The sequence below is a fragment of the Kribbella sp. NPDC050820 genome (genome assembly GCF_040653975.1).
Classification (GTDB): domain Bacteria; phylum Actinomycetota; class Actinomycetes; order Propionibacteriales; family Kribbellaceae; genus Kribbella.
Map to the genome: position 1 here is coordinate 1 of NZ_JBFAHB010000104.1, position 11,920 is coordinate 11,920.

General features: G+C 69.7%; 11 protein-coding genes. 1 reads left to right on the forward strand and 10 read right to left on the reverse strand.

The window, feature by feature from the left end; genetic code table 11:
- Window positions 1-501: 501 nt before the first annotated feature.
- The gene (gene tyrS / locus AB0H36_RS44250; RefSeq protein ID WP_360537503.1) at window positions 502-1,806 is read right to left on the reverse strand and encodes a tyrosine--tRNA ligase; all 1,305 of its coding nucleotides are present in this window, start codon (window positions 1,804-1,806) and stop codon (window positions 502-504) included.
- A gap of 49 nt (window positions 1,807-1,855) precedes the next feature.
- The gene (locus AB0H36_RS44255; RefSeq protein ID WP_360537505.1) at window positions 1,856-2,893 is read right to left on the reverse strand and encodes a phosphatase domain-containing protein; all 1,038 of its coding nucleotides are present in this window, start codon (window positions 2,891-2,893) and stop codon (window positions 1,856-1,858) included.
- A 157-nt stretch (window positions 2,894-3,050) separates the two neighbouring features.
- Here AB0H36_RS44255 and AB0H36_RS44260 point away from each other — a divergent pair, with 157 nt between their 5' ends.
- Window positions 3,051-3,998, forward strand: coding sequence for an LLM class flavin-dependent oxidoreductase (locus AB0H36_RS44260; protein ID WP_360537507.1), 948 nt, complete (start codon window positions 3,051-3,053; stop codon window positions 3,996-3,998).
- On the opposite strand, the gene AB0H36_RS44265 is transcribed toward AB0H36_RS44260, so the two are convergent.
- Genes AB0H36_RS44265 through argC form a run of 8 tightly spaced genes read right to left on the reverse strand, consistent with a single transcriptional unit; the run spans window position 3,995 to window position 11,859 of the window.
- Window positions 3,995-4,651 (reverse strand): DNA-3-methyladenine glycosylase, encoded by a 657-nt coding sequence (locus AB0H36_RS44265; RefSeq protein WP_360537509.1) that lies wholly within the window; start codon window positions 4,649-4,651, stop codon window positions 3,995-3,997. The genes AB0H36_RS44260 and AB0H36_RS44265 overlap by 4 nt on opposite strands.
- 35 nt (window positions 4,652-4,686) lie before the next feature.
- Window positions 4,687-6,102, reverse strand: a complete 1,416-nt coding sequence (gene argH / locus AB0H36_RS44270) for an argininosuccinate lyase (protein WP_360537511.1) — start codon at window positions 6,100-6,102, stop codon at window positions 4,687-4,689.
- A gap of 11 nt (window positions 6,103-6,113) precedes the next feature.
- Complete coding sequence (locus AB0H36_RS44275) at window positions 6,114-6,623, reverse strand: arginine repressor (protein ID WP_360537513.1); 510 nt, start codon at window positions 6,621-6,623, stop codon at window positions 6,114-6,116.
- Window positions 6,620-7,555 carry an ornithine carbamoyltransferase gene (argF, locus tag AB0H36_RS44280; RefSeq protein WP_360537515.1) on the reverse strand — a complete coding sequence of 312 codons (936 nt, stop codon included), beginning with the start codon at window positions 7,553-7,555 and terminating at the stop codon, window positions 6,620-6,622. Before argF ends, AB0H36_RS44275 begins: the two co-directional genes overlap by 4 nt.
- On the reverse strand, window positions 7,552-8,754 hold the full coding sequence (locus AB0H36_RS44285) for an acetylornithine transaminase (RefSeq protein WP_360537517.1): 1,203 nt from the start codon (window positions 8,752-8,754) through the stop codon (window positions 7,552-7,554). The genes argF and AB0H36_RS44285 overlap by 4 nt, the downstream gene beginning before the upstream one ends.
- Window positions 8,751-9,632 carry an acetylglutamate kinase gene (gene argB, locus AB0H36_RS44290; protein WP_360537519.1) on the reverse strand — a complete coding sequence of 294 codons (882 nt, stop codon included), beginning with the start codon at window positions 9,630-9,632 and terminating at the stop codon, window positions 8,751-8,753. Before argB ends, AB0H36_RS44285 begins: the two co-directional genes overlap by 4 nt.
- Complete coding sequence (gene argJ, locus AB0H36_RS44295) at window positions 9,629-10,831, reverse strand: bifunctional glutamate N-acetyltransferase/amino-acid acetyltransferase ArgJ (protein WP_360537521.1); 1,203 nt, start codon at window positions 10,829-10,831, stop codon at window positions 9,629-9,631. Before argJ ends, argB begins: the two co-directional genes overlap by 4 nt.
- Complete coding sequence (argC, locus tag AB0H36_RS44300) at window positions 10,828-11,859, reverse strand: N-acetyl-gamma-glutamyl-phosphate reductase (RefSeq protein ID WP_360537523.1); 1,032 nt, start codon at window positions 11,857-11,859, stop codon at window positions 10,828-10,830. Before argC ends, argJ begins: the two co-directional genes overlap by 4 nt.
- Window positions 11,860-11,920: the final 61 nt, after the last annotated feature.

An 11,920-nucleotide genomic window follows, 5' to 3' on the forward strand; every position in this document is an offset into this window, starting at 1 on the left:
AGAAACAATCAAACTGACTTGAATCAAAATATTTCAAAGGAATCCGCCACAGAACAACAGACAACCCAAACCCACAGTCGAAACGACCAGGGGCAAGAAAATCGCCCAATGCCTGTGAACGGGGTTAATGCATCTTTCGGCATTGACTTTCGGCACGCTGTTGAGTTCTCAAGAATCGGACGCACACCGCGTCTTGGCCTTTCAGCCAGGACTCCGGGGCAACCTGCGTTACTCTACCGGATCAGATCCACCGAGTCAAGACCCGATTTTTCTGGCCCTCCACCCGCGTCTTAGCCTCCGGCCCGAGTCAGACGACGCGGTTCGGCTCAGCTAGCCTTGGGGGGTTCGGAGCGACCGGCCGCTTTCGCGTCCTGCGCCTCGCTCCAACAAGAAGAACATTACGTGGCTTCGAGGTGGCCGGTCAAATCGGTTCCCGGTGGGCAGGATCACACGGTTGTAATTTGCTCTCGGCATCCAGATTGTGGGAGTGGAGCCGGCCCGTCAGCGGTCCGCCGACGACGCCAGAACCCCTGCAAACGAACGCTTTCCACGCCGCAGCACCAGCACGCCACCCGGCAGCAGGTCGTCGGAGCCCGGCACGTACTCGGCGTCTTTCACCTTCTCGTTGTTGAGGTAGCCACCGCCCTCGGCCACCGTCCGGCGCGCGGCCGACTTGCTGGCGACCAGGCCGGACTTCACGAGCAGGTCGCCGTACGTCGGCATCGGTTCGCCGGCGCCTAGCTCGACGTGGGGTGCTTCGCGGAGTGCGGCGACCAGTGTGGATCCGTCGAGGGAGGCGAGCTCCCCCTGGCCGAAGAGCGCCTTCGACGCCTCCTGCACTCTCCTGGTCTCCTCCGAGCCGTGCACGAGGGTGGTGAGGTCCTCAGCGAGCAGTCGCTGGGCCTCACGCGCATGTGGGCGCTCAGCGGTCGCCTGCTCAAGTACGGCGATCTCCTCCGGCGTCCGGAACGTGTAGAACCGCACCAGCTGCATCACGTCCCGGTCATCCGTGTTGAACCAGAACTGGTAGAAGGCGTACGGCGACGTCAGCTCCCGGTCCAGCCATACGGTCCCGGACTCCGTCTTACCGAACTTGGTGCCGTCTGCCTTGGTCACGAGTGGCGTGGCCAGTGCATGCGCCTTGCCACCCTCAGTACGGCGGATGAGCTCAGCGCCGGCGGTGAGGTTGCCCCACTGGTCGCTCCCGCCGGTCTGCAGCGTGCAGTTGTGGCGGCGGTACAGCTCCAGGTAGTCCAGTGACTGCAGCAGTACGTAGCTGAACTCCGTGTAGCTGATCCCCTGCTCCAGCCGGGCCTTCACGACCTCACGCCCAAGCATCCGGTTCACCGGGAAGTGCTTGCCGATGTCACGCAGGAAGTCGAGCGTGTTGAGGTCCTTGGTCCAGTCGTAGTTGTTGACGATCCGCCCCGGGTTCGGCAGCGCCTTGTCGAAGTCGATGAACTTCTCCACCTGGCTGCGGACCTTCTCGACCCACTGCTGGACGACGTCCTTCGGGTTCAGCACCCGCTCGGAGCTCTCCTTCGGGTCGCCGATCAGGCCAGTGGCGCCACCGACGAGCCCGATCGGGTTGTGGCCGGCCAACTGGAGGCGGCGCAGCGTCAGCAGCTGCAGCAGGTTCCCCATGTGCAGGCTGGGCGCGGTGGGGTCGAAGCCGACGTACGAGGTGATCGGTCCGGCCGCCATTGCGGCCCGCAGGGCGTCGGGATCGGTCGAATGTGCGATCAGGCCGCGGCTCTCCAGGTCGTCGAGCACCTGGGTGCGGCGTGCGGTCCCGCTGTCGGTCACTTGTCTCTCCTCGAGTACGTCGGTCGACTACAAGTGTCCTGTATGGCGGCTACGTCGGGTCGGGGCGGGTCAGGACAGCCTGGAGCTGCGGCCGCAGCGCATGTCCGTCCGGCGCGTGCACCGTGGCAGCGTTGGGCCGGTGCGGGTCGTGGGCGCCCGGGTCCGGGTTGGGGACCGGGAGACCGTGCGACAGGACCTGCTCGGCCGGCGTGAGCTGGCGGATGCCGATCGCCCGCACGTGCTCCGGGTGGGTCTGCGCGAAGTCGCCGTACAACTGGGGGTCGTGCTGGCCGTCGTCGCCGATCAGGACCCAGCGGACGTTCGGGAACTCCGCTGCCAGCCGACGGAGGGCGGAGCGCTTGTGCTCCTGCCCGCTGCGGAACCAGCCGGTGTTGGTCGGTCCCCAGTCGGTGAGCAGCAGCGGCCCGGCGGGGTACCCGTGCCGCGCCAGAAAGCGGGTCAGCGTGGGCGCCGTGTTCCAGGCCCCCGTGGACAGGTAGAAGATCGGCGCACCCGGGTGGTCCGCCAGCAGCTCGGCGTACATCTCCGCCATCCCCGGTACGACGCGCCGCGCCTGCTCGTCCCGGACGAACGTGTTCCAGGCGGCGATCAGCGGACGCGGCAGCATCGTCAGCATCACGGTGTCGTCGATGTCGCTGACCAGACCGAGCGTGGCGTCCGGGTCGGGCACGTACACCCGGGCCCGGGCCTCCCGCTCCCCGTGGACCCCCAGGTTGATCTCGTGCCAGCCCGGCGGCAGCACTACCGGCACGGTCAGGTCGACGAAGCCGCCGCGGTCGGTCATCGCCTCGAAGGTCTGCCCGCTGACGGTCACCGTCACGGTCACCTTGGTCGCCGGCGCCGTCACGAACACCCGCCAGCCACGCACCACCTGGTCCTCGTCGAACCGGGGCTGGTTGCGCGGGTCCCGGCTGAGTACGACGCGGGCCAGCACGCGGACGAACTGGGTGGTGCCGTAACCGACGTGCGGGATGATCCGCTCTCGCCAGCCGCGACGCCGCAGGATCGCCTGCACCCCGATGTTGAACCAGTCCTCGAGACGGGACGCGTAGTGCGGACGGGCCATAGTCCGAAACCTACCCGGAGGCGGGGCCGCTACGCCCGCCGCCCCACGGGCTGGGAAGACCTTTACCTAACTGCCAGAAGTCCTTTGAGGAGTGCCTGACCGGGGTCGGTGGGGTGGGGACGGAGAAATGTCCGCGGAGCCGTCTACGGTTCTTCGCATGACACAGATCGGGATGTGCTTCCCGCGGACCTACCCCGCCGCCCTGGTGACCGACGTCGCCCGCCGCCTGGACCAGGGTGGCGCGGACGAGTTGTGGATCATCGAGGACTGCTTCTTCACCGCCGGGCCGTCGCTGGTGTCCGCCGCGCTCACCTCGACCGAGCGGCTCACCGTCGGCCTCGGCATCGTGCCGGCCGTGGCCAGGACGGCGGCCGTCACCGCGATGGAGTTCGCCACTCTGGACGCGCTCGGGCCTGGCCGCTTCCTGCCCGGTATCGGCCATGGCGTGCAGGAGTGGATGGGCCAGATGGGCGTCCGGCCGAAGTCGCCGCTGACCGCGCTCGAGGAGGTCACCACGGCCGTCACCCGGCTGCTCGCGGGTGAGAACGTCACGTTCGAGGGCAAGACGGTCCACCTGACGGACGTGAAGCTGGATGCGCCGCCGGCCGAGGTTCCGCCGATCCTGCTCGGTGTCATGGGCCCCAAGTCGATGGCGCTGGCCGGCCGTGTCGGTGGCGGCCTCGTCCTGGCCGAGCCTGCGACTCCGTCGTACGTCCGGCAGTCACTGGAGTACGCCGGATCGCCCGAGGGCTTCGTGGTCGCGGTGTTCAGCGCGTTCTGCGTGCGCGAGGACCGCAAGACGGCGTACGAGTGGACCGCACCGTGGCTCGCCGTACGCATCGACGACAAGCACCCGGGCCTGACTGCGCTGCCGTTCTTCGACGACATGAAGAAGTTGTACGACGAGAGCGGAGCGGACGGCCTGGTCGGGATGCCGGTCGACTGGTGGACCGAGATCGGCGCAGTCGGGACGCTGGACGACGCGGCGGCGCACATCGAGGCGCTGGAGGCAGCCGGCGTGCACCACATCGGCCTGTTCCCGGACCCGGAGGTCGAGCACGGGCTGCCGCAGCTCGACCACGTCCTGGCGCTCGCGAACCGCTAACCGCGGCGTTTCGGGACGTGCGGGCGGTACGGCGAGACCGTCGGGTCGTCCGGGATCCAGAAGCGCCACGGCCAGTCGGCGGCCTCGCGCAGGCCGACGCGCGGCCCGGTGGACGGTTCTCCGTCGAAGCCCGGGCCAGGCAGCAGCTGGACGTGTGAGGACCTGGACAGCAGGTCGGCGCCGTTGTCGTCCCGGCCGATGCCGAGGGCAACGCACATCCGGGCCGGACCGCGGGCTAGATCGCGGTCCGGATTCCCGTTCGCCCGCTTCCGCACCGCGCCGGGGAGCACACCGTTCGGAGCACCAGTCAGGCGACGGGCGCGGGCCAGGTCGGCGCCTTCGACGATCTCGCCGGCCCTGAGCAGGATGGCCGAGGGCTGTCCGTCCGGGCCGGCGCTGACGTTCATGCAGAAGTGCATGCCGTAGGTGAAGTACACGTACAGGAACCCGGGTGGGCCGAACATCACCGTGTTGCGGGGTGTCTGGCCGCGGTACGCGTGCGAGCCCGGGTCGTTCGGGCCGTCGTACGCCTCGACCTCGGTCAGGCGTACGGCGACGGTGCCTTCGTCGGTGGTGCTGCGCAGGACCATGCCGAGCAGCCTCGGGGCCACGTCGAGGACGGGATCCGCGAGCAGCGAACGGCGTACGGGCATGCGCAGCACCTTAGATGAAGCCGCGGACAGCCCCGTTAGTCGAGGCGGGAGGCGTGCGCGGCGGCTCGACGCCGGAGCTCGTCCAGCTGCTCGGCGACCTGCTCCTTCGCCGTGCCCCCGCGGGTGTTGCGGGACGCCAGCGAGCCTTCCACCGTCAGCACCGAGCGCACGTCCGGCGTCAGCGACGGCGAGATGGCAGCCAAGTCCGCGTCGGTCAGGTCCCAGAGCTCGATGCCGCGCTTCTCGCACTCCTGCACGCACGCGCCCGCCAGCTCGTGGGCGACCCGGAACGGCACCTTCTGCCGGACCAGCCACTCGGCGATGTCGGTCGCCAGCGAGAAGCCCTGCGGCGCCAGCTCCTCCAACCGGTCGACGTTGAACCGCAGCGTCCGGATCATCCCGGTGAACGCGGGCAGCAGCACCTCGAGGGTGTCGATGGAGTCGAAGACCGGCTCCTTGTCCTCCTGCAGGTCCCGGTTGTACGCCAGCGGCTGCGCCTTCAGCGTCGCCAGCAGGCCGCTCAGGTTGCCGATCAGCCGCCCGGCCTTGCCGCGGGCCAACTCGGCGATGTCCGGGTTCTTCTTCTGCGGCATGATGCTCGACCCGGTCGAGAACGCGTCGTCCAGCTCGACGAAGCCGAACTCCTTGGTCGCCCAGATGATCACCTCCTCGGCCTGCCGGGACAGGTCGACGCCGATCTGCGCGGTGACGAACGCGAACTCCGCGACGAAGTCACGCGACGCGGTGCCGTCGATCGAGTTCGCCGACGAGTTGCTGAAGCCCAGCTCCACGGCGACGTACTGCGGGTCCAGTCCGAGCGAGCTGCCGGCCAGTGCACCCGATCCGTACGGCGAGTCCGCGGCGACGCGGGCGTCCCAGTCGGCGAGCCGGTCGAGGTCGCGGATCAGCGGCCAGGCGTGCGCAAGCAGGTGGTGCGACAGCAGGACGGGCTGCGCGTGCTGCAGGTGGGTACGGCCGGGCATCGCGACACCGAGGTGCTTCTCGGCCTGCTCGGCCAGCGTGGTCACCTGGTCCAGCAGGAGCCGTCCGATGATGCGCCCGTGCTCGCGCAGGTAGCCCTTGAACAGCGTCGCGACCTGGTCGTTGCGGGACCGCCCGGCACGCAGCCGTCCGCCGAGCTCAGCACCGAGCCGCTCGAGCAGACCGCGCTCCAGCGCCGTGTGCACGTCCTCGTCGTCCTCGGCAGGCAGGAACTTGCCGGCCAGTACGTCGTCCAGCAGCCCGTCCAGCCCGGCCAGCATCACCGACAGGTCCTCGTCGGTCAGCAGGCCCGCTCGGTGCAGCACCTTCGCGTGCGCCTTCGACCCGGCGATGTCGTACGGCGCCAGCCGCCAGTCGAACTGGGTCGACTTGCTCAGCGCGGCCAGCGCATCCGCCGGCCCACCCGCAAACCGTCCACCCCACAGGGCTGCACTCTCTCCGGTACTCAACTCTCAGTTCCTTACTTGGGTTCGCGGGCGGCGAGGGACAGGAAGCGGGTGGCGAGCGCGGGGCCGCCGGTGGGGTTGCGGGAGACGACCATGACGGTGTCGTCGCCGGCGATGGTGCCGAGTACGTCGTCCAGTCCCACGTGGTCGATCGCCGACGCGAAGTACTGGGCCGCACCCGGCGGGGTTCGCAGGATGACCAGGTTGGCACTGCCTTCAGCCGACACCAGCAGCTCGGACGCGACCCGCGCCAGCCGGGCCTCGAAGGCGGCTGCCTCACCGGCTCGCGGCGTACGGTCGCCGCCTTCACCCGGTACGGCGTACACGAGCTGACCGCTCGAGTCGCGGACCTTCACCGCACCGATCTCGACCAGGTCCCGGGACAGGGTCGCCTGACCGACGACCAGCCCGGACGACGCCAGCAGTTCGGCGAGCTCGGTCTGCGACCGCACCGGTTGCCGCCCGAGCAGATCCACGATCCGCTGCTGCCGTGCGGTCTTGGTCGTCGGTACGGCGACACTCATGCCTCGAAACTCCTCGCCAGCAGCCAGGACAGCAGCGCCTTCTGCGCGTGCAGCCGGTTCTCTGCCTCGTCCCAGACGACCGACTGCGGCCCGTCGATCACGGCCGCGTCGATCTCCTTGCCACGATAGGCGGGCAGGCAGTGCAACACGATCGCATCGGCGCCGGCCTTCGACATCAGCTGCTCGGTCACCGCGTACGGGACGAACGGCGCCTCCCGCTCGATCGCCTCGGCCTCCTGGCCCATCGACACCCAGGTGTCGGTCGCAACGACGTCCGCGCCGTCGACAGCCTCCAACGGGTCCGCGGTCCAGGCCGCCGATCCCCCGGTCGTCGCCGCGATCTCGGCTGCGCGGGCGAGGATCGCACGATCCGGCTGGTACTCCGCGGGCGACCCGACGACCACGTGCATGCCGGCGGTCACGCCACCGAGCAGGTACGAGTGCGCCATGTTGTTCGCGCCGTCCCCGAAGTACACCAGCTTCAGCCCGGCGGTCGACCCCTTGTGCTGCCGCACCGTGAGCAGGTCGGCGAGGATCTGGCACGGGTGGAACTCGTCGGTCAGCGCGTTCACCACCGGCACCCGGGAGGCGGCGGCCATCTCCTCGATCCGGGTCTGCGCGAACGTCCGCCAGACGATCGCCGAGACCTGCCGGTCGAGCACGCGCGCGGTGTCCGCGATCGGCTCGCCGCGACCCAGCTGCGAGGTCTGCGCGTCGATGATCAGCGGCGCGCCGCCCAGTTCGGCGATCCCGACCGCGAACGAGATCCGGGTCCGGGTCGAGGACTTGTCGAAGATCACCGCGACCGTCTTCGGCCCGGCCAGCGGCTGGTGCCCGAACCGGTCCCCCGCGAGCTGCTGCGCCAGCGTCAGGACCTCGTCCTGCTCGACCGGCGAGAGGTCGTCGTCCCGGAGGAAGTGCTTGACCGTCATCCGGCCTCCACCTGGTCCAGCAGCCCTGGGAGGGCCGCGACGAAACTGTCGGCATCAGCCTTGCTCAGGATGTACGGCGGCGCCAGCCGCAACGCGTTCGGGATCGGGTTGTTCACCACGAACCCGGCCTCCAGCGCCAGAGCCGCCACCTGGTCCGACACCGGCTGGGTGAGCTCGATCGCGAGCAGCAGGCCGCGGCCGCGCACCCCGGCGACCAACGGGTGGTCGAGCGCGATGATCGACGAGGCGAGGTGGTTGCCGACGGCATTCACCTGGGCGAGCAGCCCGTCCCGTTCGATCACCGTCAGGACGGCAAGACCGGCGATCGCGGCGACCGGGTTGCCGCCGAACGTCGTACCGTGGTTGCCCGGCTGGAGCAGGTCCGCGGCCGCGCCCAGGCCGATGCAGGCGCCGATCGGGATGCCGGCGCCCAGACCCTTGGCCACGGTCACCAGGTCCGGCGTGATCCCGTCGTGCTCGAACGCGAACCAGGTCCCGGTCCGCCCGATGCCGGTCTGGATCTCGTCGATCCACAGCAGCGCGCCGTGCTCGGAGGTGATCCGCCGCGCCGCCTGCAGGTAGCCGGCCGGCGGTACGACGACGCCGTTCTCACCCTGGATCGGCTCGAGGATGACAGCCGCCGTCTCGTCGTCGACGGCCGCGGCCAGCGCTTCGGCGTCGCCGTACTGGACGAACTCGACGTCGCCGGGCAGCGGCGCGAACAGCTCCCGGTACGCCGGTTTCCAGGTCACCGCGAGGGCGCCCATCGACCGGCCGTGGAAGGCGCCGACGGTGGAGACGATCTTGGTCCGGCCGGTCCGCCGGGTGATCTTGAACGCGGCCTCGTTCGCCTCGGTGCCGGAGTTGGTGAAGAACACCTTGCCCGGCGCCTCGAACAGGCCGAGCAGCTTCTCGGCCAGCGCGATCTGCGGCGCGGAGGCGAAGAAGTTCGAGACGTGGCCGAGGGTGGCGAGCTGCGAGGTCACCGCGGACACCACGAACGGGTGCGCGTGGCCGAGGCAGTTCACCGCGAGCCCGCCGAGCAGGTCGAGGTACTTGTTGCCGTCGGCATCCCACAGGTACGCGCCCTCGCCACGGACGAGCACCCGCTTCGGCGCACCGAACGTGTTCATCAACGCGTCGGAGTAGCGAGAAGTCAGCGCGGATTGCGTGCCGTCGACGGTGAGCAGTTCGGTCATGAGGGGATCACCTGGGTTCCACTTCCGGCGTCGGTGAAGATCTCCAGCAGCAGTGAGTGCGGCACCCGGCCGTCGATGACGGTCGCCCGGGAGACGCCCGACTCGACCGCGCGCAGGCAGGCCTCCATCTTCGGCACCATCCCGGAGGCCAGCGACGGCAGCAGCTCGGCCAGCTCGGCCGTGGTGATCTGGGTGATGATCTCGTCGCTGTCCGGCCAGTTCCGGTACAGCCCGGCCACGTCGGTCAGCACGACCAGCTTCTCGGCGCCGAGCGCGGACGCCAGCGCGGCGGCCGCGGTGTCGGCGTTCACGTTGTGCGCCTGGCCGTCCTCGTCCGGCGCGATCGTCGACACCACCGGGATCCGGCCGGCGTCGATCAGGTCGATGACGGCTTCCGGCCGGACGTCGACCACGTCGCCGACGAGCCCGATGTCCACGGCCTCGCCGTCGACGATCGCCGTACGGCGCTCGGCCGTGAACAAGCCGGCGTCCTCACCGGACATGCCGACCGCGAACGGGCCGTGGGCGTTCAGCAGGCCGACCAGCTCGCGGCCGACCTTGCCGACCAGGACCATACCGACGACGTCCATCGCCTCGGGCGTGGTGACCCGCAGGCCGCCGCGGAACTCGCTGTCGATGCCGAGCCGGCCGAGCATGTCGCTGATCTGCGGTCCGCCGCCGTGCACGACGACGACCCGGACCCCGGCGTACCGGAGGAACACGATGTCCTCGGCGAACGCCCGCTTGAGCTTGTCGTCGACCATCGCGTTGCCGCCGTACTTGACCACGACTGTCTTGCCGTGGAACTGCTTCAGCCAAGGCAAGGCCTCGGTCAGGACCGCGGCCTTCTCGACCGCGTCCGCATGCGATGTGGTCATGAGGAGTACGCCGAGTTCTCTTCGACGTACGCGTGCGACAGGTCGGTGGTGAGGACCGTCGCGGCGGCCGGGCCGGCGTGCAGGTCGATCACCACGTCGATCTCGGGACCGCTCAGGTCGGCCTCGGAGCGGTCGACGCCCTTGCCGCCGGCGATGCAGATCGGCGCGCCGTTCAGCGTGATGTCGAGCAGCTGCGGGTCGAAGGCGGTGGGCGCGTTGCCGACCGCCATCGCGATCCGGCCCCAGTTCGGGTCGGAGGCGAAGAAGGCGGTCTTGCAGAGGTTGTCCTCAGCAACGATCTTGGCGGCCGCGACCGCTTCCGCCTCGGTGGCCGCGCCCTGGACCGTGATGCTGACGTGCTTGGTGACGCCCTCGGCGTCCGCCTGCAGCTGCTTCACCAGGTCAGCAGCCAGGACGGTCAGCGCAGCCTCGAAGGCCTCCGGGGTGACGGTCTTGCCGGACGCGCCCGAGCTGAGCAGGAGCACGGTGTCGTTGGTCGAGGTGCCGCCGTCGACGTCGAGCCGGTTGAAGGTCTTGCCGACCGCGTTCCGCAGCGCGTGGTCGAGGTGCGGCTGGTCCAGTACGGCGTCGGTCGTGATGACGCTGAGCATCGTCGCCATGTTCGGCGCGCACATCCCGGCGCCCTTCGCGAACCCGCCGATGCTCCAGCCGTCGGCGTGTTGCAGCGCAGCCTGTTTCGGCACGTTGTCGGTCGTCATGACCGCGGTCGCCGCGGCCAGGCCGTGCTCCGGGGTGCTGCCGAGCGCCTCGACCGCGGCGTCGATCCCGGGGATCAGCACAGACATCGGGAGCCGCTCGCCGATCAGGCCGGTCGAGCAAACGCCGATCTCGGCCGCGCCGACGCCGAGCACCTCGGCCAGCTTCTCCGCGGTCTTGTGAGTGTCCTGAAAACCCTCCGGGCCGGTGCACGCGTTGGCGCCGCCGGAGTTCAGCACGACGGCCTTCAGCTTGCCGGCGGTCAGGACCTGCTGGGACCACAGGACCGGCGCCGCCTTCACCTTGTTGGTGGTGAAGACGCCGGCCGCGACGTCGTGCGGGCCGTCGTTGACGACGACGGTGAGGTCCGGCGTGCCGGCCGGCTTGATCCCGGCGATCACCCCGGCCGCACGGAAGCCGGCCGGCGCGGTCACTCCGGCACTCCGATCGACTTGGGTGTCGGGGGTGACTGCAACGGTCACGGTGCGACTCCGATGAGGGGAAGGGCCAGGGTCTCGTCGAGCCCGGTGGCCAGGTTCATGCACTGCACGGCTGCGCCGGCGGTGCCCTTGGTGAGGTTGTCCATCGCGGCCACGACGACGGCGCGGCCGGTGCGCTGGTCGAGGGCGACCTGCAGCTGCACGGTGTTCGCACCGAGGGTGGCCTGCGTCTGCGGCCACTGCCCCTCGGGCAGCAGGTGCACGAACGGCTCGTCGCCGTACGCGTCCTCGTAGGCCTGCCGCAGCGTCGCGAGGTCGGTGCCGTCGGCAACCGGCGCGCTGCAGGTGGCGAGGATGCCGCGCGCCATCGGCACCAGCACCGGGGTGAACGAGACGCTCACCGGCTGGTCGGCGTACGGCGTGAGGTTCTGCTCGATCTCCGGAGTGTGGCGGTGCACGCCGCCGACGCCGTACGCGGAGGCCGAGCCCATCACCTCGGCGCCGAGCAGATGCGGCTTGGGCGCCTTGCCGGCGCCCGACGTGCCGCTGACGGCGACGACGACCAGCTGGCCGGGGTCGACGAGACCGTTCTGCACGGCGGGGAGCAGGGCGAGCGTGGACACGGTCGGGTAGCAGCCTGGTACGGCGACCCGGTTGCTGCCGCGAAGCTTTTCGCGCTGACCGGGGAGCTCCGGGAGACCGTACGGCCAGGCGCCGGCGTGCTCGCCGCCGTAGAACTCGGTCCACACCTCGGCCTCGGTGAGCCGGAAGTCCGCGCCGCAGTCGATCACGGTGACGTCCTCGCCGAGCTGTTCGGCGAGTCCGGCGGACTGTCCGTGCGGGAGGGCCAGGAACACCACGTCGTGACCGGCGAGGTTCTCCGCCGTGGTCTCGACCAGGAGGCGCCCGGCCAGGGGCACGAGGTGTGGATGGTGCTGTCCGAGCGGTGTCCCGGCGTTTCCGCCCGCGGTGAGCGCGCCGACCTCGACCTCGGGATGCGCACTCAGCAGCCGAAGCAGCTCACCCCCCGCATATCCGCTGGCACCGGCCACCGCGACCTTCACACTCATATGAATGAGTATGCCATAGCTTGGAAGAGTATCCAAGATTGTCCATCCCGCCGCAGGTCAG